This is a genomic window from Pseudomonas karstica (genome assembly GCF_009707515.1).
Taxonomy (GTDB): Bacteria; Pseudomonadota; Gammaproteobacteria; order Pseudomonadales; family Pseudomonadaceae; genus Aquipseudomonas; species Aquipseudomonas karstica.
Window position 1 is genome coordinate 23313 of sequence record NZ_WLYI01000005.1, and the last position, 22254, is coordinate 45566.

General features: G+C 59.4%; 19 protein-coding genes and 1 pseudogene. 7 read left to right on the forward strand and 13 right to left on the reverse strand.

The features are described 5' to 3' along the window. Nucleotides 1-64 precede the first annotated feature (64 nt). Both GIR22_RS05220 and GIR22_RS05225 read left to right on the forward strand, forming a co-directional pair. Nucleotides 65-477 (forward strand): annotated as a pseudogene (locus tag GIR22_RS05220) (phasin family protein). Nucleotides 478-489: 12 nt separating this feature from the next. Continuing rightward, entirely contained in the window at nucleotides 490-1548 is a 1059-nt protein-coding gene (locus GIR22_RS05225) for a phasin family protein (protein ID WP_154742295.1), read from the forward strand. A gap of 96 nt (nucleotides 1549-1644) precedes the next feature. Here GIR22_RS05225 and GIR22_RS05230 read toward each other — a convergent pair whose 3' ends face one another. The 6 genes from GIR22_RS05230 to GIR22_RS05255 form a co-directional block, all read right to left on the reverse strand. After that, the gene (locus GIR22_RS05230) at nucleotides 1645-2172 is read right to left on the reverse strand and encodes a fimbrial protein (protein ID WP_154742296.1); all 528 of its coding nucleotides are present in this window, start codon (nucleotides 2170-2172) and stop codon (nucleotides 1645-1647) included. A 17-nt stretch (nucleotides 2173-2189) separates the two neighbouring features. Further along, entirely contained in the window at nucleotides 2190-3146 is a 957-nt protein-coding gene (locus tag GIR22_RS05235; protein ID WP_154742446.1) for a fimbrial protein, read from the reverse strand. Between the two features lie 70 nt (nucleotides 3147-3216). Next, a complete protein-coding gene (locus GIR22_RS05240; protein WP_154742297.1) occupies nucleotides 3217-5829 on the reverse strand; it encodes a fimbria/pilus outer membrane usher protein in 2613 nt (870 codons plus the stop codon). 159 nt (nucleotides 5830-5988) lie between these two features. Next, on the reverse strand, nucleotides 5989-6756 hold the full coding sequence (locus tag GIR22_RS05245; RefSeq protein ID WP_154742298.1) for a fimbrial biogenesis chaperone: 768 nt from the start codon (nucleotides 6754-6756) through the stop codon (nucleotides 5989-5991). Between the two features lie 8 nt (nucleotides 6757-6764). Next, nucleotides 6765-7541: a fimbria/pilus periplasmic chaperone gene (locus GIR22_RS05250; protein ID WP_154742299.1), complete on the reverse strand. Its 777-nt coding sequence runs from the start codon at nucleotides 7539-7541 to the stop codon at nucleotides 6765-6767. Nucleotides 7542-7621: 80 nt separating this feature from the next. After that, complete coding sequence (locus GIR22_RS05255) at nucleotides 7622-8200, reverse strand: fimbrial protein (RefSeq protein WP_154742300.1); 579 nt, start codon at nucleotides 8198-8200, stop codon at nucleotides 7622-7624. 319 nt (nucleotides 8201-8519) lie between these two features. Here GIR22_RS05255 and GIR22_RS05260 point away from each other — a divergent pair, with 319 nt between their 5' ends. Continuing rightward, the gene (locus tag GIR22_RS05260) at nucleotides 8520-9215 is read left to right on the forward strand and encodes a response regulator transcription factor (protein WP_246207867.1); all 696 of its coding nucleotides are present in this window, start codon (nucleotides 8520-8522) and stop codon (nucleotides 9213-9215) included. 129 nt (nucleotides 9216-9344) lie between these two features. Here GIR22_RS05260 and GIR22_RS05265 read toward each other — a convergent pair whose 3' ends face one another. From GIR22_RS05265 to argS, 5 genes are all read right to left on the reverse strand, one after another. Then, nucleotides 9345-9722, reverse strand: a complete 378-nt coding sequence (locus tag GIR22_RS05265) for a gamma-butyrobetaine hydroxylase-like domain-containing protein (protein ID WP_178122099.1) — start codon at nucleotides 9720-9722, stop codon at nucleotides 9345-9347. A gap of 134 nt (nucleotides 9723-9856) precedes the next feature. Further along, the gene (gene hslU, locus GIR22_RS05270; protein ID WP_154742302.1) at nucleotides 9857-11194 is read right to left on the reverse strand and encodes an ATP-dependent protease ATPase subunit HslU; all 1338 of its coding nucleotides are present in this window, start codon (nucleotides 11192-11194) and stop codon (nucleotides 9857-9859) included. Nucleotides 11195-11232: 38 nt separating this feature from the next. After that, a complete protein-coding gene (hslV, locus tag GIR22_RS05275) occupies nucleotides 11233-11763 on the reverse strand; it encodes an ATP-dependent protease subunit HslV (RefSeq protein ID WP_099487781.1) in 531 nt (176 codons plus the stop codon). Nucleotides 11764-11964: 201 nt separating this feature from the next. Continuing rightward, nucleotides 11965-12672 (reverse strand): SPOR domain-containing protein, encoded by a 708-nt coding sequence (locus GIR22_RS05280; RefSeq protein WP_154742303.1) that lies wholly within the window; start codon nucleotides 12670-12672, stop codon nucleotides 11965-11967. Between the two features lies 1 nt (nucleotide 12673). Next, on the reverse strand, nucleotides 12674-14410 hold the full coding sequence (gene argS, locus GIR22_RS05285) for an arginine--tRNA ligase (RefSeq protein WP_154742304.1): 1737 nt from the start codon (nucleotides 14408-14410) through the stop codon (nucleotides 12674-12676). Here argS and GIR22_RS05290 point away from each other — a divergent pair. Continuing rightward, on the forward strand, nucleotides 14409-14597 hold the full coding sequence (locus tag GIR22_RS05290) for a hypothetical protein (RefSeq protein ID WP_154742305.1): 189 nt from the start codon (nucleotides 14409-14411) through the stop codon (nucleotides 14595-14597). The two genes, argS and GIR22_RS05290, sit on opposite strands and share 2 nt — an antisense overlap. A gap of 37 nt (nucleotides 14598-14634) precedes the next feature. Here the strand turns inward: GIR22_RS05290 and GIR22_RS05295 are convergent, their stop codons facing one another. Then, nucleotides 14635-16854, reverse strand: coding sequence for a primosomal protein N' (locus tag GIR22_RS05295; RefSeq protein WP_178122100.1), 2220 nt, complete (start codon nucleotides 16852-16854; stop codon nucleotides 14635-14637). A gap of 224 nt (nucleotides 16855-17078) precedes the next feature. Between GIR22_RS05295 and rpmE the strand changes: the two genes are divergently transcribed. The 3 genes from rpmE to GIR22_RS05310 all read left to right on the forward strand — a co-directional run bounded on the left by rpmE (nucleotide 17079) and on the right by GIR22_RS05310 (nucleotide 19579). Beyond that, entirely contained in the window at nucleotides 17079-17309 is a 231-nt protein-coding gene (gene rpmE, locus GIR22_RS05300) for a 50S ribosomal protein L31 (protein WP_154742307.1), read from the forward strand. 14 nt (nucleotides 17310-17323) lie between these two features. Further along, complete coding sequence (locus GIR22_RS05305; protein WP_154742308.1) at nucleotides 17324-18142, forward strand: thermonuclease family protein; 819 nt, start codon at nucleotides 17324-17326, stop codon at nucleotides 18140-18142. 168 nt (nucleotides 18143-18310) lie between these two features. Further along, a complete protein-coding gene (locus GIR22_RS05310; RefSeq protein ID WP_154742309.1) occupies nucleotides 18311-19579 on the forward strand; it encodes a malic enzyme-like NAD(P)-binding protein in 1269 nt (422 codons plus the stop codon). Nucleotides 19580-19649: 70 nt separating this feature from the next. On the opposite strand, the gene GIR22_RS05315 is transcribed toward GIR22_RS05310, so the two are convergent. Then, the gene (locus GIR22_RS05315) at nucleotides 19650-22103 is read right to left on the reverse strand and encodes a penicillin-binding protein 1A (protein ID WP_377664606.1); all 2454 of its coding nucleotides are present in this window, start codon (nucleotides 22101-22103) and stop codon (nucleotides 19650-19652) included. Nucleotides 22104-22254 lie beyond the last annotated feature (151 nt).

Here is a 22254-nt window from a genome sequence, read left to right on the forward strand (position 1 = left end):
TACTTTGTGCTCAGGCCCTCAACTCTGTGGGCAGTTCCTCCACCCTTTTATGCGTGAGGTACACATGGCCAACGTTATTTTGAAGAAAAAATTACTGCGTCGACTAGCGCCTTGAGTGACGTTAAAACCTATGCCCGCAAGATCTGGCTGGTGGGCCTGGGGGCGTATTCCAAGGTCGGCAGCGAATACTTCAAAGAGCTCATCAAGACCGGTCAACTTATTGAAGGTAAAGGTAAAAAAGTTGTAGTTGAACAACAGGACGCCGCCAACAGTCAGATTGAACAAGTCGGGCGCGATGTCTCCAACGTCAAAGGTCGAGTCGACAGGCAACTGGTCAAAGTCGAGAAAGCTTTTGATGCGCGTGTTGCAAGTGCCTTGAATCGAATCGGCATTGCGTCTAAACATGATGTGGAGACACTCTCTGCTAAGCTCGATGAGCTGACGGCATTGCTCGAACGTGTCGCGCGTAAACATTAAGGAGACAACGGGATGGCTGTTAAAAAGAATGCTCAGAAAGAAGGCAGCTCGTGGGTCGGGGAAGTTGAAAAATACTCCCGCAAGATCTGGCTTGCTGGTTTAGGCGTGTACTCGAAGGTCAGCAGTGACGGCGGCAAGTACTTCGAGACTTTGGTCAAGGACGGCGAAAAGGCCGAAAAGTTGACCAAGAGCACAGTGGGTAAACAAGTTGATACTGCCAAAGCGACTGCAGGTTCGCGCATCAGTGATGCGAAGAAACAGGTACTGGGTACTTGGGGTGAGCTCGAGGGGGCCCTGGACAAACGCCTCAACAGTGCCATTTCGCGACTGGGCGTACCTAGCCGTACTGAAGTGAAGGCGCTGCACAGCAAGGTCGATACCCTGACCAGGCAAATCGAAAAACTTACCGGTGCCAAAGCGACTCCGGTAAAAACCGCAGCCGCTAAACCTGCTGCCAAGCCTGTCGCTAAATCCGCTGCTTCCAAGCCAGCCGCGAAAACGGCAGCCAAGCCTCTGGTGAAAGCTGCCGCCAAGCCGGCTGCCAAACCAGCGACCAAGGCTCCGGCGAAAGCTGCTGCCAAGCCAGTAGCAAAAACCGCAGCGGCCAAACCAACTGCCAGGCCCGCCGCCAAACCAGTGGCCGCTAAAGCAGTTGCCAAACCAGCCGCTAAACCTGCGGCCAAGGCTGCAGCAAAACCGGCCGTCAAGTCCGCCGCCAAACCTGCGGCTAAAACCGCTGCCGCTAAACCCGCAGCCAAGCCAGCTGCTGCGAAACCTGCAGCTAAGCCCGTCGCCGCGAAACCCGCAGTCAAGCCAGCTGCTGCGAAACCTGCAGCTAAGCCCGCCGCCGTGAAACCCGCTGCCAAGCCTGCTGCCGCGAAACCTGCAGCAACCAAGCCAGCAGCGAAACCTGCTGTGGCGAAGAAGCCAGCTGTAGCGAAAAAACCAGCAGCGCCCAAGCCCGCTGTTGCGGCCAAGCCCGCAACTCCGGCGCCAACCGCTTCGACAGCCAACTCGGTGTCCGCCCCGCCGCCTGCTGCTGCAACTTCGACGTCATCCAGTCAGTCCTGATTTTTCCGGGGCACACAAAAATGCCCGGCCTGCGAAGGTCGGGCATTTTTTCGCGCGCGCGTCGTGTATCTGCTCAGGCGATAACGCCAGAACCCGTCAGTTGTAGGTGATAGAAACGGTAACGGCGCTGGCCAGGGTGCCTTGGGTGATCGCTGCGCCGGTTTTGTAGTACGCCGCTGTGAGCGGTAGCACGGCCTTGTTGCTGCTCGTCGCAATCGTACGGCTGCGCTGGGCGACCGTGCCATTGGCGGGGATCGCATAAGTGGGGGATGCGCGGTGTAACAACCAGAGGGCAGTGCCCCCTGAGGTCCCCGTATTGGAAAACAGCGCGGGGTTCCCCTCGGAGGGTGTCCCCGTGAACAGGAACATGACGTTGCGTATATCCGATTCGCAGTCGGCAGAGATCTCGAAATCGTACGATCCCGCGCTGGGGGCGGCATCGAAGTCTGAAACCTTGATGGTCGGCAGGGTTACGGTGCGGTTCACGTCGCCGGCGGCCAGGTCACATGTACCGGCGTTGACCTGGCCCTCAAAGCGCAGGATGCCCGTTGTAGCAGCCTGTACGGTGTTGGCGGCCAGGCTCGCAGTGATTGCCAGCAGTAGCGGCAGCGTTCGGATGCTCATAAATAATCCTCAGGGCTTCAGTTATAGGTGATGTTGACGGTGGCGGTGCTGACGAGTGTGCCTTGGCTGACCGTGCCGTTTTTGTGATAGGCAGCGCCGAGCGGCAAGACCGCCCGATTGCCGGAAACAACCAGCGTGCGTGCGTTTTCGGTGCCGTTGGCGGGAATGTTCTGGATACCCCCTCCGATGCGTGAATACAGCCACAGCGCTACTCCACCGGCAGTGCCCGTATTGGCGAAGAGTTGGTCATTCCCGGGTGCGGGGGGGCCGGAAAAGCTGAAGGTCACGTTGGAGGCATCGCTGCAGTTCGCGGTGAGCTCGAAGTCGCGTGCGCCTGCGGTGGTGACATTTTGAAATGCGCTGACTTGCACGGGGCCGAGTGAGATCGTGCGATTGACGTCACCGGCCGCCAGGTCGCAGGTGGCGGCGGGGCTGACGAAGCGCACCGGGTTGTTGAGCCGAAGCAGAAAACGGCCTGGAGTACTTGCCCCGACTCTTATTGACCAGCTGAAAAGCGTTGCGGCTGGCACTACCCCGTCTGTTACAGGCCCGGTTTTGATGAAGACTGCCTCCGCATTTGTGAAGATGGGATGCATTCCGGGCGGCTGCACGGCATCACCGCTCTGTAGCCCGTAGTAATGGGTCAATTGGCGGGCATCGGTGATTCTGATTCGAATACCAACGCCTGGCACTTCGGTGCGATGCGATTGGGTTGCCGGGTGTGTAAGTCCGCTATAGCGGCCGTAAATCGATATCAGAGTGGCGGTGGGGCAATTCATGAAGCGACCTGGGACAACGCCGCTGAAAGGCCGCCTGATGATTTCACCTCCCACGGGAAGACTATCCGGTACGGTAATAGTGGCCGGAAGGGTGAGGCCATGTTCGGAGTTCATATAACTGTCGCACGCCGCTTGTGCAGTGATCGGCATACCAAGCGTCAGCAGGGTTGAAATGAGTTTAATCGAGGGCTTCATCTTCGTTCCGGGATAAGAAATAGGGCATGTGCAGCCCGGCATCGCATCGGGCGGGCTTCTCTGTGCTTCATCAACCGTTTGCATCACCCTTCTCTCTCGTGGGTACTTGCTGCACTGCGATAGCTACATCGGCCTGACAAATGTCGGCGTGCAGATGACGCAAACGGTTGGGACCATCCGCTCCACTGCGTGCGCCCGAGTCGTAGTGGAGCCGGCATGCGGCATCGGTATTTGAGCCCCACTTGACGGTCAATTTCCCCAGGGTGCGAGACAGGCGCACAAACGCCTTGCCGCCCTGCCCGACAATCCCGACGCTGGCGCCATCCTCATCGAATACATCCGAACCAAACGGCAACGGGCTGCCATCCTCGCGCAGTGCCGTGATTAAAAAAGCCTGGCCGCTGACGGTCTCGAATTGCAGCTTCACCACCGAACCGGCTCGGGGGGCCACGTGTTGAGCTGCGGTCTTGAGTTCGACATCGACGGACAAGTCTTTGGCGTCCAATTCGACGACGTTCTGGCGATATGGGGTCAGGTGGGGTACCACGGCAAAGCCGCTTTTTCCGACCTGTGCACTGTGATTGCCATTGATCCGCGCGCCCTGGGCGTCGGGCGCCTGGACGATGCCGATGGTATCGCCTAGCTCTGGGGCGAAAATCACGCCGCCGGTATGGGCGACAATACCGCCGGTCATGCCAAGCGATGTCGAACGGTAGGCGTTGCTCTGACCATAACCTGCGGACAGCAGGCCATGGTTTGTCTGGTATTTCATGTCGGCACTGGTGGCGTTGCCGCTGCCCTGAGCCTGGCTGGCATTCACGCTGTAGCTCAACTCACTGCGCTCGCCAAGGCTGCCGCCCAGGCTGACGCGCTCGCCGCTGCTTTGATCGCCGCGGTAGGCCGTGGTGGTCAAGGTTGGCGAACGTGCGCCGTTGCCCAGTGGCAAGCTCAAGGTGAAGTCCACCTGCTTGTCGACTCTTTCGCTCAGCAAATCACGGCTGCGCTGGGCACTGAGGGTGTAATGAAACCCCTTCCAGGTGCCGCTATGCCCTGCGGTGAAGGTCAGGTTGCCATTTGTGCGGTTCCAATAGTTTTGCGAAGAGCCGGTCAGATAGACCGAGCCGTTGCCCAGGCTTTGGTTGAGGCTGATATCCATCCTGTCGCGCAGGTGCCATACCCTGTCCAGGCCCAGCCCGTCGATGGCGAGGTCACAAACGCGTGCGGCATCGCCCACACTCAGGAAGCCTTCAGTGGAGTACCGGTACGCCCCGAGGGCAAAGTGGGTGCCGGTATCCGCGAAGTTCTTGCTGTAGCGCAGTTGTACGCTTTGCCCCTCACGTGAGCCGTGACCCGGCAGATGGGCGTACGAGTGGGTCAGGTCAAAAGACAACGCACCTAATGGGGTATTGAATGCCGCGCCCAGCAACTGCGATTGGTAGTCGTCACCCATTACCGCGCCGGTGTATCCGGTCAGCAGATTGCTCAGGCCGTGCTGATACGTTGCCTGCATCAGTGTGGGTGGGTGACGCAGGCCAATCTCATCCAATTGGCCAACACTCAACGAATAGCGGTGGTAGCCGGGACGCAGCAGGTTGGCGTTAGCGGCGAACGGTACGATGAACTCGCGTTGGCGCCCATCGGCCTCGGTGATCGTGACGTTCAGGTCGCCCCCATAGCCGGTGGGAAACAAATCATTGAGTGCAAAGGGGCCGGGCGCTACAGACACTTCGTCCAATAACACGCCGCGCTGGCGCATACTGACCCGGGCATTGGTTTCGGCGACGCCGCGCACCACCGGCGCAAATCCTGTCAGGGAATCAGGCAGCATCCGGTCATCGCTGGACAGGCTGGCGCCCTGCAGACGCACACTGTCGAACAGCTCCCCCGGGGTGTAGATTTCGCCCACCATCAGCTGTGATTGCAACGTGCTCAATTCGCGCTGCACATAGGTGGCGCTGCTTTGATAACCCGAGGTGGTATCGGACTGGCTGTAGTTGCCGTTGTGGCGCCAGTGCCAATCGCCAAGATTGAGCCCGGTATTCAGGCCCAGGTAATTGGAACTGAGCGAACGACCATGGGCCTGGGTGGAAAATGTATTGGCGTTGTAACGCACAAAGGCGGCATTGATCCCGCCGTCCCAGTGTTGCGGATCGACATAGCCCCGCGCCTTGCGCGCCAGGTAAACCTGCGGCACCTGCAAGTCCAGGTGGGTTTCGCCTGAGTCAAATTGGCTGCTGGCGCCTGGCAGGTAGGTCGCAATATCGGCGCAGTGGGCAAATGGGGGCGTGGGTGGTTTATCGGCTTCGACGGGCTGCTGTTCGACAGTGTCCAAGTCGATGCCGAACCTGAGCAGCGCATCACGCTCCAGGCACAACTGCGCCGCCTTCTGGCCTTCGACCGCGGCGAAGGTCAAGGTTTCGCGCCCGATCCACTGGCCGTTGAGGTGCACGTCTGTACGGTAGCTGCCGGGCAGTACGACATTGCCTTGGCTGAATTTTGCGATATTGACCTGCAAGCCGGCCGCTCCATCCGCAAAGAAGGCCGGATTGAACTCGACATGTTCGGCACTGTGGGCGCCCACGGCATGAGCGCCGCTCACCAGCAGCAGGCTGTGCACCGTAAACTTGAAACGGTGACGTGGCAGGGACCCGCTCCTTACGCTGGCTGGTGTATTCAAACTCATGTTTAGCGTTCCAAAAACAGGTGCTGTCCGAATTTCGGCATCGGGAGGTTCTGCCCCCATAAATGGGCATCGGCCGAAGGTGTGAGATGAAGCGAATAACGTGGCCAGCCGATGGCTGGATGTTGCGAAGCTACGGTGGAATGCAGCGTGTCTGGAGTGTCATGGGGAGACCTTAGCGCTGTGGGGGACCTTTACCCCAAAATCGTCGAGGGTCTGAAACTCTACGGTTGCTGCGGTGTTCAGCGGTGTTTTGAGGCTGGGGAACTCAAAGCGGTTGCGGCCACCGGGCACCACCATATTCTCGGCGCCTGAGGCAACGGCTTCGCGAGCATGGCGTTGCCCCGCTACCAGCACTGCGACCTGTTCGAACGTCACGTGGTAAGGCGTCGGATTGAAGACTTCCAGTGCCTGGCCTTGCGCGGTCGGCGCGTGCCGCCACTGCAATTTTCCAGGCGCTGTCTCGACGTCGTAAGGCAGATTCGGCGGACGTAAAAACAGCTTGATCCGGGAGCGGAAGGCGAGCTGCAACTGATTGCTCTGTTTGGCGCCTGGCGACTGAGAGGGCACCTCCAGCACGTTGAACCAGAACAGGCTTTCCTGCGTTAACGGCAACGTTTCGCCGGTATAGGCCAGGCGCACCACCTGTTGTTTCCCAGGCTCCATGCGAAAGATTGGCGGCGTGGCAACGAAGGGTATTGCAGCCAGCTCCGGCGTTGAGTGTTCATCGCCGCTGTCGAGCCACGCCTGGATCAGCACCGGTGCCAGGCTCTTGTTTTCAAGCCTGATCGTTACCTCCTTGTCGTCCTGCGGGTAGACAATTCGGGTGCTGTTGATGACAACGCTCGCTTGCACGGCGACGGTGCCGAACAGCGCAAGCGTCAACACGATTAACTTGGCTGGCAGGAGTGAAAGGGAAGTCGCGTTCATGCAATAAGTCATCCTGCGGATGAAGGGGTAAGGCTAGCCGAATGACGCACTCGGGCACCAAAGTCGCTGACGGTGGTGAACTCGACTGTGGTTACGCCGCTGGGGCGATTGCGCAGCAGGGGCAATACAAACAGTTTCACGTCACCGGCCGGCATTAACAGGCTGTCATTGGCTGCCCTGTTCGCCGCTTTGCTGAACCGCTTGCCGTCACTCAGCAAGTCGATCGAGGCCAGGGAAATATGGTACGGCGTAGGGTTGGTGGCTTGCAGGGCGAAGCCTTGTTCGTGGGCCACCAGTTTCCATTGCAGTTTTGCCGGGGCGCTGCCGACCGGGTAGGGCAGCACCTGCGGCCGCAGGAACACCCGCAAACGGGTGCGAAACGATAATTCGATCTGATTATTTTGCGCGGCATCCTCGGAGCGCGGTGGCACTTCCAGTACGTTCAGCCAGAACAGACTTTCACGGTCGGTGGGCAGTGGTTCGCCGGAATAGCGCAGGCGCAGTGCCTGTTGCTGGTGAGGCTCAATACGGAAGATCGGTGGCGATAGGGTGAACGGTGTTTGCGCCGTCGCGGGTGTCGAGTGCCTGTCGCCAGTATCCAGCCAAGTTTGCACCAGCGCGGGGCGGGGGCCTTTGTTCTCCAGGCGCACCGCAACCTCCTGCTGTTCAGCCGGATAGATCACGCGTGTGCCATGGATAATTACGCCTGCATGGGAGGGAGGCGCCAGCAGCGATAACAACCCACAAGCACAGGTGGCAAGCACCTGGCAGGCCATCTTTTTCATAGTCTGAAGTCTCTTCGAGTCAGCGGGGAGGGACCTGCGCGGCTACCGCAGGTCCATTACATGAAAGGCCTGCTGCTCCCTTACTCGGCGTACTCGACCAAAAAGCCAACACGGGTGTTGACCGTACCTTCGGTGGCAGGCCCGCTGGCGTACATTTGTGCGGCCAGCGGAATGACTGCCTGGTTGTCGGCGATTACCACGCCTGCCGACTTTTCGGTGTAGACGTTAATCGGGGAGCCATCCCTATTAGTCACTTCGACCTGTACGTTCTTGGCGGTGGTGGTGTCGGACGGGTCATCGTAACCGTCGATGTTCAAACGGCCGGTAGCCACATCGATGGCCGGACTGGTCGGATCAAATGCAACCATAGCGGTGCGACCGTTGGTGCAACTGCCTTCGCCTGGCCCTCCGATACGAATGGTGAAGCCCGTCAGATTGGCGCGACTACCCGCGGTTGCCAGGCGTGCAGCAGAGACTCCACCCAGGTTGACGTCCTTGACCGTTGCGCCAGTGCCCGGTGCTGCACCTTCTATCGTGCAGGTCACATCGGTCACCAGACCGCTGAAATTGATAATGCCATCTGTTGCGTATGCGCAGTGTGATACAGCGGCGGTCAAGGCCAGGGCAGCCGTAACCGTGGATACAGTGTTCCCTTTCATGGTATTTCCAGTCGTGATTCATAGGTGTGGCCCGCCGCAAGTTAAAGCGCTGTTTTCTCGAATGGCGGGGAACCCTAATTTGTCTTGTAACGTGAGTTGTATCTATAGAGAAGTGACGAGTTTTATCTCGTGATTGTTCGAAAACTTATTTTATAAATTTAGGGTTTTTCTGTAGTGCTAAGATTTATCTGTAGGACGTTGCTGTAGGGCTTGAACTTATTGCTTTGTGGTATTGAACCCTGTGTATGGCTGGGTATACCGTGCTCGCAACAATGAAGGTTATTTGTGCGGTGCTGTACTCACTTATGCGGGGCTTTTTATGCCTACTTCAATTGCCAATACGTATACCGTCATGCTGTTGGATGACCATGAGATGGTTCGGCAGGGGATCGAGTTGGGCTTGAGCAAAGAGGCCGACCTCGATGTGATTGGCTCCTTCGGGACGGGTAGGGAATTGCTGGAAGCGTTCGCTCAGAGGTCGGCGGATGTAGTGGTTATGGACTTTATCCTGGCACCGTCGGACAGCGATGGCCTCAGCTTGATCCAGGCACTGATTCGGCGTTTCAGCCAGTGCAGGCCTTTGATTGTGTGTTCGCACTACACACCTGCAACCGTTTCACTGTGTTTGAAAGCCGGATGTTGGGGGATCCTGGGGAAAACTCAAAACCTGACTGCATTGATCACGGCTATCCGAACTGTTGCCCAAGGCCGGATTTACCTGCAACCCTGTATGGTGCCGGCACTGCAGGGTATGCAATCAGTTCTTGATGTCCTGAATATGAAATTGAAAATGGACTTTTCAACCCCGTTGCGGTTGAACGCCTGTCTCACTCCCAAAGAACAGGAAGTGCTGCGTTGTTTTCTTGATGGTATGTCCGTGAACTCAATTGCGGAAAAGTTTTCGCGTAGTGCGAGTACGATCAGTACACAAAAACAATCGGCTTATCGAAAACTGGGTATCGGTAGCGACAGCGAACTTTTCAAGTTCACTCACCAGTTCAGGGAATCTGGATGACCAAAAAGATTAAAGGCTCTGCTCGAGCGGCTAACATAACGCAGCGCCAACAGTGAGCGTTCGTACGCCTGCTCGGATGACCGTTGATACCGCATTAGAAAATGCCCACTAAAGAGCAAAAGGCTTGAGCTAGAGCATCAGCCTGACGACCGATTCGCTCGGGTCTCGGGTTTTTCCGGCGGCCTTGAGCTCGGCGAAATAATCGGCCCACAGCTCATCCTGACGCACGGCGAGCTGATAGAGGTAGTCCCAAGTGAACAATCCGCTGTCATGACCGTCATCGAAGGTCAATTTCAGTGCGTATTGGCCGGCGGGCTCGATCTTGGTCAAGCCGACATTGAACTTGCCGAATTGGAGGATCGGTTTGCCGTGGCCCTGGACCTCGGCAGAAGGGGAGTGCACGCGCAGGAGTTCTGCGGGCAGGTGGTAGACCTCGTCGGGACCGTAGGTCAGCGACAGGGTTTTGGAAGCCTTGTGAAGATTGATGGCGGTAGGAAGCTTGGTCACAGCGTTAATCCTTGTAGCCGCTGCCGAGGCACGAGGCTGCGATGGGTTGGGGTGCGGCATTCCGACAAAACGGTCCCTGAGGGCGGTCCTGCGGACCGCATCGCAGCCTCGTGCCTCGGCAGCGGCTACAGGGGTTACAGAATGTACCTCGACAGATCTTCGTTCTGCGCCAATTCGCCCAGTTGGCTATTGACGTAGTCGGCGTCGATCTTGATGACTTCGCCATTCTGCGCGCTGGCCATGTCGCCAGCGCTGAAAGACACTTCCTCCAGCAGGCGTTCCAGCAAGGTGTGCAAACGACGGGCACCAATGTTCTCGGTTTTCTCGTTGACCTGCCAGGCGATCTCCGCCAGGCGCTTGATCCCGTCCGGCAGGAACTCGATACCCAGGCCTTCGGTTTTCAGCAGCTCGCGGTATTGCTCGGTCAGCGAAGCGTGTGGCTCGCTGAGGATGCGTTCGAAGTCGCCCGGGGTCAGTGCTTTCAACTCCACACGAATCGGCAGGCGGCCTTGCAGCTCCGGCACCAGGTCGCTTGGCTTGCTCAGGTGGAATGCGCCGGAAGCAATAAACAGGATGTGGTCGGTCTTGACCATGCCCAACTTGGTGTTGACGGTACAGCCTTCGATCAGCGGCAGCAGGTCGCGTTGTACGCCTTCGCGGGATATATCGACGCCACCGGAGTTGCCGCGCTTGGCGACCTTGTCGATCTCGTCGATAAACACGATGCCATGCTGCTCGACCGCTTCCAGGGCCTTGGCCTTGAGTTCTTCCTCATTGACCAGGCGCCCGGCCTCTTCGTCACGCACCAGTTTCAGCGCGTCCTTGACCTTGAGCTTGCGGCTTTTCTTCTTGCCCTTGCCCATGTTGGCGAACAGGCTCTGCAACTGGTTGGTCATTTCTTCCATGCCAGGTGGCGCGGAAATGTCGACGCCGGCGACTTCGGCGACTTCGATATCGATTTCCTTGTCGTCCAACTGGCCTTCACGCAGGCGCTTGCGGAACAGCTGACGGGTGTTGGAGTCCGAGGCAGGCGCTGCGTCTTCGTTGAAACCTGTGCGTGCCGGTGGCAGCAGGGCGTCGAGGATACGCTCTTCAGCGGCATCTTCGGCGCGGTGGCTGACCTTGGTCATTTCCTGTTCGCGCAGCAGCTTCAGGGCGGCGTCGGCCAGGTCACGAATGATCGATTCGACGTCACGGCCCACATAGCCGACTTCGGTGAACTTGGTCGCTTCGACTTTGATGAACGGGGCGTTGGCCAATTTGGCCAGGCGGCGGGCGATCTCGGTTTTACCGACGCCGGTAGGACCGATCATCAGGATGTTCTTGGGGGTCACTTCAACACGCAGTTCTTCGGGCAGTTGCATCCGGCGCCAGCGATTACGCAAGGCAATGGCAACGGCGCGCTTGGCATCGTCCTGGCCGATGATATGGCGGTTGAGTTCGTGGACGATTTCGCGGGGAGTCATGGACATAGTAGTTGGCGGTCCTCAAGCGTGTATAAGCCAGCGGCTTATTCCGCGAGGTCCTGCTCCTCAATGGTGAAGTTGTGGTTGGTGAAGACACAGATGTCGCCGGCGATACCGAGGGCCGTTTCGACGATTTCCCTGGCCGACAGATCGGTTTTCTTCAATAACGCACTGGCCGCGGCCTGGGCGTAGCCACCGCCGGAGCCCATGGCGATCAGGCCTTGCTCTGGTTCTACTACGTCGCCATTACCGGTGATGATCAGCGAGGCATCTTTGTTGGCCACGGCCAGCATGGCTTCCAGTCGGCTAAGGGAGCGGTCGGTGCGCCACTCTTTGGCGAGTTCTACGGCGGCACGAACCAGGTGACCCTGATGTTTCTCAAGCTGGCCTTCGAAGCGCTCGAACAGGGTAAAGGCGTCAGCAGTAGCACCGGCAAAACCGGCGAGGACTTGGCCGTGGTACAGGCGACGCACTTTTTTTGCGTTGCCTTTCATCACGGTATTGCCAAGAGAAACCTGGCCGTCGCCGCCCATGACGACTTTGCCGTGGCGACGAACTGAAACGATGGTGGTCAAGGGGAGAGTCTCCACACTGCGGGGCGAAAATGCCCTGATGGAACTCATATGGGGGTGGTGGGGAATATTTCAACCGTAGGAAGGGAGGGCGGACGAGTGGCGTTTGTGGGAAATGATCGTTTCCAGGCTCTGAATCGACGATCCATATCTCGCTGGTTGCTCGTTCCCACGCGGAGCATGGGAGTGAGCAACCAGGCTGGATCAGCGGTTTTGGCGCTGTTGTAACAACAGGTTGCTAAACCCCGCGCCGGCCAACTGTTTTTGAGCCACAGTCAGCTGTTCCCGGTTGCTGAACGGGCCTACCAGCACTCGATACCAGGTCGCTTCCTTCACCGTTCCGGATTCCACCGTCACCGATTGGCCGAGCAGAATGATCTGCGCCCGCACCCGATCAGCGTCTGCCTGCTTGGGGAACGAACCCGCCTGCAGGAAGAACTTGGTCACCGGCGCCGCCTGGGTGGCAACCGGCGGTGCCGGTGGTGGGGTAATCCCGGCCAATGCGGCCTGAGCCCGCGCCGTGTCGATTTTTGCCGCTTGCGCGGGTGTCACAGGGGTGGTTGGAATCACCGGTACCTGCGGCGTTGGCAGGGTTTTCTCCGGTACGGCCTCCTGCGGCACGATCACTTCCGATTCCGGCAGCAGCGTGTAGAAGTCGTATTTAGGCTTCACGGGCGCAGTCGGGCTCGGTGCTGTCTTGTTCGCTTCGGCCATTCTCGTGGCTTTCTGCTGTTCTTGCTTGACCCGCTTGACGTCATCGCCTTTGCCCGGCTCCAGCTTCATCAGGAACACGATAAAGGCACCGACGGTGAGGCCGATGGCCAGCCATAACCAGCCCGGGATCGGTTGCTTTGCCGGGGCCTGGTAACGGCTGGCGCCGCGCTTGGGTGCAGGTTTTTTCTTGGCGGCCAACTTACATACGCTCCAGAGTTTCCAGGCCCAAGAGTTCCAGGCCTTGCTTGAGGGTCCTTCCAGCCAGTGCGGCGAGGCGCAGGCGGCTTTGCTTTTGTGCTTCGTCGTCTGCGGTCAGGATCGGGCAGTTCTCGTAGAAACTGGAGAACAATCCGGCGACCTCGTACAAATAGGTGCAGAGGATATGCGGTGTGCCTTTCTCGCCCACGCTGTTGAGCACTTCGCCGAACTGCGCCAGCTTGGCCGCGAGCTCGTGTTCCTGTGGCGCTTGAAGGTTGATCTGGCCTTCGACTTCGCTGAAATCCTTGCCCAGCTTGCGGAATACACCGGCTACCCGAGTGTACGCATACAACAGGTATGGCGCGGTGTTGCCTTCGAAATTGAGCATCAGTTCAAAGTTGAAGCTGTAGTCGCTGGTGCGGTGTTTGGACAGGTCGGCATATTTCACTGCGCCAATGCCCACCACGCGAGCGATATTGCGCAGGTCGACCTCGGCCAGCTCCGGGTTTTTTTCCTTCACCAGGGCGTAGGCGCGGTCCTGGGCCTCGTTCAGCAGGTCGATCAACTTCACTGTGCCGCCGTCGCGGGTCTTGAAAGGGCGGCCATCGGCGCCGTTCATGGTGCCGAAGCCCATGTGTTCCATGTGCATCGGGTGGGTGACGAAACCGGCGCACCGGGCCACTTCGAACACTTGCTGGAAGTGCAAGGCCTGGCGCTGATCGACGAAATACAGGGCGCGGTCGGCTTTCAACACGCCGCTGCGATAGCGCACGGCGGCCAGGTCGGTGGTGGCGTACAGGTAGCCGCCATCGGCCTTGACGATGATCACCGGCAGTGGCTCGCCATCGGCGGTCTTGAACTCTTCGAGGAACACACACTGGGCGCCGTTGCTTTCCACCAGCAGGCCCTTGGCCCTGAGGTCGTTGACCACGTTGATCAGGTCGTCGTTGTAGGCGCTTTCGCCCATCACGTCGGCCATCGTCAACTTGACGTTGAGCAGTTCGTAGATTTCCTGGCAATGGGACAGTGAGATGTCGCGAAAGCGCGTCCACAGTTCCAGGCATTCGGCGTCGCCGGCTTGCAGCTTGACCACCAGGCTGCGGGCACGGTCGGCGAATTCTTCGGACTCGTCGAAGCGTTTCTTCGCGGCGCGGTAGAAGTTTTCCAGGTCGGCCAGTTCGTTACTGGTGATCGGGTTTTCCTGCAGGTACGCCATCAGCATGCCGAACTGGGTGCCCCAGTCGCCCACGTGGTTCTGGCGGATCACGGTGTCACCGAGAAACTCCAGGACCCGCGCCACTCCATCGCCAATGATGGTCGAGCGCAAGTGGCCGACGTGCATTTCCTTGGCCAGGTTGGGGGCTGACAGATCGACGACCACGCGTTGGGCAGGACCGGCCTTGTGCACACCAATCCTGGCGTCGGCCAGGGCGGCGTCAAGGCGCAAAGCCAGGGCCTGGGTGTTCTGGAAGATATTGATAAAGCCTGGGCCGGCGATTTCGGCCTTGCTGACCTGCGGGTCGACCGGCAGTGCGGCGATGATTTTTTCTGCCAGGTCGCGAGGTTTCATGCCCGCGGGTTTTGCCAGCATCATTGCGATGTTGCTGGCGAAGTCGCCGTGGGTCTTGTCGCGGGTATTCTCCACCTGGATCGCCGGCGTCAGGCCTTCAGGCAACACACCTTCGTTGACGAGTTGGGTGAGGGCTTGTTGGATCAACTGGCGAATGGTGTCTTTCATGGTCTTCTCTTTCGACCGCAAGCGGCGGCGCGTCGATGCGCAGGTGGAAAAACTGGGCATTATCCGTGGCGAGGGCGGGCTTGCCAACCGTTCCGGACCTGCGGAGCCTTTTAAGGTGACACTGCTCACTGTAGGAGCGGGCTCGCCCGCGAAGATCGTTAACGATAACGCAGGTTTCCTGATTTAACGCGGCGCTCTCGGGTTTTTCGCGAGCAAGTGGAGAGTTAGTACAAATCTACCGGGTCTACATCCAGCGACCATCTCACTTGGCGACCGCTGGGCATTTGCTCCAGCGCAAGCAACCAACTACTTAATAGGCGATGCAGCGGCGCGCGCGCCGTTGCTTGCAAGAGTAGCTGAGCGCGATAACGTCCGGCGCGCCGTTCCATCGGTGCCGGCACAGGGCCGAGCAATTCGATGCCGGACAGACCCAGTTCACCGAGCAAACGTTCAGCCTCGCTGCATGCTTCATCGAGAAAACCCTCGGCCTGCCCTGGTTTATGGGCTTCGGCCCGCAGCAATGCCAAATGGGCGAATGGCGGCAAGCCGGCGGAGCGGCGTTCGCTCAGGGCCTGCTCGGCGAAGGCGAAATACCCTTGCTCGGTCAGCTGGATCAACAGTGGATGGTCAGCCAAGTGGGTCTGGATGATCACTTTGCCGGGCTCTTCGGCACGCCCGGCGCGGCCGGCGACCTGGACGATCAACTGCGCCATGCGCTCGCTGGCGCGAAAGTCCCCGGAAAACAGCCCGCCGTCGGCATCCAGGATCGACACCAGGGTTACCCGCGGGAAGTGGTGCCCTTTGGCGAGCATCTGCGTACCCACCAGAATGCAAGGCTGGCCCTTCTGGATGGTGGCGAACAACTGATTCATCGCATCTTTGCGCGACGTACTGTCGCGGTCGACCCGCAGTACCGGGTAGTCCGGGAACAGAATTCCCAGCCGTTCCTCGGCGCGCTCGGTGCCGGCGCCGACGGGACGCAGGTCGACCTTGCCGCACTGCGGGCAATGGCGCGGCACCCGCTCCACATGGCCGCAGTGGTGGCAACGCAACTCGCCGGAGCGTTGGTGCACGGTCATCCGCGCATCACAACGGTTGCACTCGGACATCCAGCCGCAGTCGTGGCACAGCAGCGTCGGCGCAAAGCCCCGGCGATTGAGGAACACCAGCACTTGCTGGCCAGCCGCGAGGGTCTGGCCGATGGCTTGTTGCATGGGGCCGGAAATCCCGCTATCCAGCGGACGGCTTTTGACGTCCAGGCGCAGGAACCTCGGTTGCTTGGCCCCGCCAGCCCGTTCATTCAGGCGCAGCAGGCCGTAACGTCCGGTGTAGGCGTTGTGCAGGCTCTCCAGGGAGGGCGTTGCCGAGCCCAGCACAATCGGGATGTTTTCCTGGCGCGCCCGCACCAGAGCCAGGTCGCGGGCGTGGTAGCGCAGGCCTTCCTGCTGTTTATAGGAGCCGTCGTGTTCTTCGTCGATGATGATCAGCCCCGGGTTTTTCATCGGGGTGAACAGTGCCGAGCGGGTGCCGATAATAATGTCGGCCTCGCCGTCGCGCGCCGCCAGCCAGGATTCCAGGCGCTCGCGGTCGTTGACGGCTGAGTGCACCAGGGCGATGCGCGCGTTGAAGCGTTGTTCGAAGCGCGCCAGGGTTTGTGGGCCCAGATTGATCTCCGGGATCAGCACCAGTGCCTGTTTGCCGGCTTCCAGGGTTTCACGAATCAGTTGCAGATAGACCTCGGTCTTGCCGCTACCGGTGACACCGGCCAGCAGGAACGCGTGGAAACTATCGAAACCTGCACGAATCGCCTCAAAGGCCGCACGCTGTTCCGGGTTCAGCGGCAGTTCTGGCTGGGCCAACCAGTGTTCGTGGCGTTCCCTTGGCGCGTGTTTGCGGATTTCCACCTGCACCAGCCCCTTGGCGAGCAGCAGGTCGAGGCTGTCCTTGCTCAGCATCAGCTTGCTTAATAGCTGATGGGCGACGCCATGGGGATGCTGGGCCAGGGTGGCCAGGGCATCACGCTGACGCGGGGCGCGGGCGATGCGTGGGTCGTCCAGGCGGGCGCCGGGAACCATCGACCAGAAGCGTTCCTGGCGGGCCTCGGCCAGTTCACCCTGACGCAACAGTACCGGCAGCGCCCAGCTCAGGGTATCGCCCAGGCTGTGCTGGTAATACTGGGAGGTCCACAGGCACAGCTTGAACAGCGAAGGCGGCAAGGGTGGCGCGGTGTCCAGCAGGGCCAGGGCCGGCTTGAGCTTTTCGGCAGGCACTTCGCTGTGATCGGTGACCTCCACCAGAATGCCAATCATCTCCCGCCGACCGAACGGTACCCGTACGCGCATTCCCGGCTGCAGTTGCGAGCGCATCACGCCTGCAGGCGCGCGGTAATCGAACAGGCGACGCAGAGGCGAGGGCAGGGCGAGGCGCAAAATGGCGTCGGGCACGCGGGGGATTCTCATATGGCGGGCGGTGAAGAAGGGCGCGAGCCTAGCAGACGGGGTGTGCGTTGGGTATGGCGCGCTTTTCTGACGAAAGGGGCTTTTCTGAACAAAGGGCCAGGGGGTTGCCGCTTGCGCGTTTGGAAAGGTCTGGTAGAATCCGCGGCCTAATTACGTGCGGTATTCAACAATAGTGTTGGGTGGCGGCACGCTAGCCTGAGGAATACACCATGAAAGCCGATATCCATCCAGCGTACGAAACCATCGCAGTTACTTGCAGCTGTGGCAACAAGTTCGAAACCCGTTCGAACCTGTGCAAGCCACTGGGTACTGACGTATGCAACGAGTGCCACCCGTTCTACACCGGTAAGCAGAAGACTCTGGATACTGGCGGTCGTGTGCAGCGCTTTGCTGATCGTTTCGGTGCTTTTGGCAAAGCCAAGACTCCTGCAGCAGAGTAAGGTCGAAGAGTCCGATGGACTGTTCCCGGCTGTTAAAAAAGGCGTCCCTTGCGGGCGCCTTTTTTGTGTCCGCGATTTGGCTTTCGGCCACCCAGGCGCAAGTGTTTTGTCCGGCGCCAGCCTCCCTCGACAGCTTTGAGGTGCAGCGGGTGGTGGATGGTGACACGCTGCGCCTCAAGGATGGCCGCAGTGTGCGCATGATTGGCATCAATACCCCGGAAACCGGCAAGAAAGGCCGTTCCGATGAACCCTTTGCCATGGCGGCTCGCCAGCGCTTGCAGGACTTGGTGGACGCCAGTGCCGGTCGGGTGGGCGTGGTGCTCGGCCAGGAGAGCAGGGACCATTATGGGCGTACCCTGGCCCATCTTTATGGCGCCAATGGAGCGAACCTGGAGGCGCAATTGCTCGCTGCAGGCCTGGGTTTCCAGGTGGCTGTCGCGCCCAACGTGGATCTGGTTGCCTGCCAGCAGGCCGCCGAACACAGCGCCCGGCAGGCACGGCTGGGCCTGTGGCGCCAGTCGCCAGTACTGAATGTTGCGCAGCTCAAGCGTCCCGGATTCGTCATGGTCAGTGGCCAGGTCAGCAAAGTCGAACGCAATCGCGGTGGTATCTGGATTGAATTGCAAGGCTCTCTGGTATTACGCATTGCACCCAATTTGCTCGGCCGTTTCGACAATGCCCTACTGAAGCTTTTGCCAGGTCAGCAAGTCGAGGCGCGTGGCTGGGTGGTGGATCGTTCCCGTCGCGGCGGCCTGGGAAAAAACCAGGCTCGCTGGCTCCTGCCACTGACGGATCCCGGCATGTTGCAACTGATGAAACAAGAAAAACTGTAGACATTTTTTATTGTGATTGTGAACAGTTAAACCCTTGTATCTCGTGGCTCTTGGCCAAAAGTCGTAGGGCAGGGCTCTTGACACCTGTGACTGCCCAGTCTTGTAGGGACTTTACGACACGCGTATCCTCGGCGGTCCGTCGTCCAACAGTAAAAGCGGAATGCCGATATGTCTGATTTGAAAACTGCCGCTCTCGAATATCACGCCAATCCTCGTCCAGGAAAGCTGAGTGTCGAGCTCACCAAAGCCACCGCTACCGCCCGCGATCTGTCGCTGGCCTACAGCCCCGGTGTAGCCGAGCCCGTGCGTGAAATCGCCCGCGACCCTGAGCTGGCCTACAAATACACCGGCAAGGGCAATCTGGTTGCAGTCATTTCTGATGGCACCGCGATTCTCGGTCTGGGTAACCTTGGCCCATTGGCTTCCAAGCCCGTCATGGAAGGCAAGGGCGTGCTGTTCAAGCGCTTCGCCGGCATCGACGTATTCGACATCGAAGTCGACTCCGAAAGCCCGCAGGCGTTCATCGACACTGTAAAGCGCATCTCCATCACCTTCGGTGGCATCAACCTGGAAGACATCAAGGCACCTGAGTGCTTCGAAATCGAAAAGGCCCTGATCGAGCAGTGCGACATCCCGGTATTCCACGATGACCAGCACGGCACCGCGATCGTCACCGCAGCCGGCATGATCAACGCCCTGGAAATCGCTGGTAAAACCCTGTCCGAGGCCAAGATCGTCTGCCTGGGTGCCGGTGCTGCGGCCATCTCCTGCATGAAGTTGATCATCAGCATGGGCGCCAAGCTGGAAAACATCTACATGGTCGACAGCAAGGGCGTGATCCAGTCCGAGCGTACTGACCTGAACCAGTACAAGGCGATGTTTGCCCATCCATCCTCCAAGCGCACCCTGGCTGACGCCCTGGACGGTGCTGACGTGTTCGTCGGCTTGTCCGGTCCGAACCTGCTGAGCGCTGAAGGCCTGAAGTCCATGGCGCCGAACCCGATCGTGTTCGCCTGCTCCAACCCTGATCCTGAAATCTCTCCGGAGCTGGCTCATGCCACCCGTAGCGACGTGATCATGGCCACCGGCCGTTCGGACTACCCGAACCAGGTCAACAACGTGCTGGGTTTCCCGTTTATCTTCCGTGGTGCCCTGGACGTTCGCGCCAAACGCATCAACGAAGAAATGAAAGTGGCTGCCGCCAACGCCTTGCGCGAGCTGGCCAAGCTGCCGGTACCTCAGGAAGTATGTGACGCCTACGGCGGCGCCAAGTTGGAATTCGGTCGTGAGTACATCATCCCCAAGCCAATGGATGTCCGCCTGATCACCCTGATCTCGGATGCTGTGGCTAAAGCAGCCATCGAGACTGGCGTGGCAACCCTGCCGTATCCTAAGAACTACCCGCTCAAGAGCGTGGATGATGTGTTCAACGGCTAAGCCGTTGTAGCACACCAAAAAAAGCCCGTATCTCACGATACGGGCTTTTTTTTGGCAACTCTATTCTCTGTCAGAACAGATCGAACGGCGCCGCCTCATCCGCCGGTAGCGGGCTACCGGGTGCCGGGCCATTGCCCAGTTCATTGACCGAGGGTGGCGTATCTTCGCTTTTGAACAGTTCGAAGTAGGCATTCGGCGTGCCTGGCGCTGCGGTGCGACCGCTGACCGGGTCGATCCGCAGGCTGAGTATGCCTTCCGGTTCAGGCTGGCTGTGGACCGGCTTGTCCTTGAGGGCTGCGCCCATGTAGTTCATCCAGATCGGCAGCGCGACGGTGCCACCGAATTCGCGACGGCCCAGGCTTTCCGGCTGGTCGTACCCGGTCCACACGGTGGTCACGTAATCGGCGTTGTAGCCGGAGAACCAGGCGTCCTTGGATTCGTTGGTCGTACCGGTCTTGCCCGCAATATCGGCGCGGCCCAGCGCCAATGCACGGCGGCCGGTGCCCCTCTTGATCACGTCTTCGAGGATGCTGTTGAGGATATAAGTGGTCCGGCCGTCCACCACGCGCTCGGCCACTGCTGGAGCTTGCGGGGCGGGTGCGGCAGGGGTTGGGGTCTCGCCCGGCGTCGGCTCGATGGTAATACCTGCATTGGCCGGCGCCGCCAGGCCGTCGGTGGCAGCGACATCATTGACCGCTTCACTCGGCACACTGGGTGGGTTGGCGGTGAACAGGGTCTCGCCATTGCGGCTTTCAATCTTGTCGATCAGGTACGGTGTGATCTTGTAGCCGCCGTTGGCAAACGTGCTCCAGCCGGTGGCGATTTCCATCGGTGTGAGGGTCGCAGTACCCAGGGCCAGGGACAGGTTGGGCGGTAAATCCTGCTTGTTGAAGCCAAAACGGGTGATGTAGTCGATGGTTTTGCCCACGCCCATCGCCTGCAACAGTCGGATAGACACCAGGTTGCGTGATTTGTACAGCGCCTCGCGGATCCGGATCGGACCGAGGAAGGTGTTGGTATCGTTCTTCGGTCGCCAGACTTTGTCCAGATAGTTGTCAACGAATACGATCGGCGCATCGTTGACCAGGCTGGCGGCGGTGTAGCCGTTATCCAGGGCGGCACTGTAGATGAACGGCTTGAAGCTGGAGCCTGGCTGGCGCTTGGCCTGGATGGCGCGGTTGTAGTTGCTCTGTTCGAAGGCAAAACCGCCTACCAGGGCACGGATGGCGCCGTTTTTCGGATCCAGCGATACCAGGGCGCCCTGGACTACGGGTACCTGGCTGAATTTCAAACTGTCGTCTTTCTGGCGCTGTACACGGACCAGGTCGCCGATCTGGGCCACATCCGACGGCTGCTTGGGCGCGGGGCCCATGCTGTTGGTGTTGAGGAACGGGCGAGCCCATTTCATGCTGTCCCAGGGCACCTGCTCTTCGCCGGTGCGGGTCAGTACCTGCACGCCATCTTTCTTCACCTGGGTGACGATGGCCGGTTCAAGCCCGCTGATCGTGCGCTGCTTGCCCAGTTCTAGGGTCCAGGCGCTCAAGGTCTTGCCCGGCAGGCGCGATTCGGGTCCGCGGTAGCCGTGGCGCTGGGCATAGGTGATCAGGCCTTCGTGCAGTGAGTGGTTGGCGATTTCCTGCAGGTTGCTAGGAATAGTCGTGGTAACGCGGAAACCTTCGGTGTAGGCATCGCTACCATAACGGCCGACCATTTCGGCCCGGGCCATTTCGGCGATGTACGGCGCGTTCACCTCGGGTGTCGGTACGTGATAGCTGGCGTTCAGCGGCTCGGCAACCGCGCTTTCGTAGGCCGCCTGATCAATCTTGCCCAGCTTGTACATGCGCCCTAGGATCCAGTCGCGACGCTCTTTGCTGCGTGCCGGATTGGCCAGGGGATTAAAGCGTGAAGGGGCCTTAGGCAGGCCGGCAATCATCGCCATCTGCGCCAGGCTGGCATCACGAATCGACTTGCCGTAGTACACCTGGGACGCGGCCTCGATGCCGTAGGCGCGGTTGCCCAGGTAGATCTTGTTGACGTAAAGCTCCAGGATCTCGTCCTTGGTCAACTGCCGTTCGATCTGCAACGCCAGGAGGATTTCCGTGGCCTTGCGGGAAAAGCTGCGTTCGCTGGTGAGGAAAAAGTTCTTCGCTACCTGCATGGTGATGGTGCTGCCGCCAGACTGAATGTGTCCGCTTTTTATCAGTTGCGTGGTGGCACGCAGCAGGCTGCTGGGGTCGACACCATAGTGATGGGCGAAATTATCGTCTTCGGCCGACAGCAAGGCATTGATGAAATTGGGCGGAATATCGGCGAAACGGATCGGGGAGCGGCGCATTTCGCCGAACTCCGCGATCAGTTTTTCGTCGCTGCTGTAGATCCGCAAAGGAATCTGCAACTGGATACTTCTCAGGGTCTCTACCGAGGGCAATCCCGGACTAAGGTAGAGATAGGCCCCGCTGAGAGCGAGCATCGGCCCGCAGACGATAGCGACAATGGAGTACCCGAAAAACTTCAGCAGACGAATCAAGGCTTTTGGATTTCCAGAGAAAAGAAAGAGTTAGGCGTCGGGGCGTGCATTGCAAGCGATGAGGCGACCCGGCCTGCGGATAAAAAGCGGGAAAAAACGCTGGGCATTAAAGCATTTTTCGGCTTGGGGCGTCATTCACGCCTCTCGC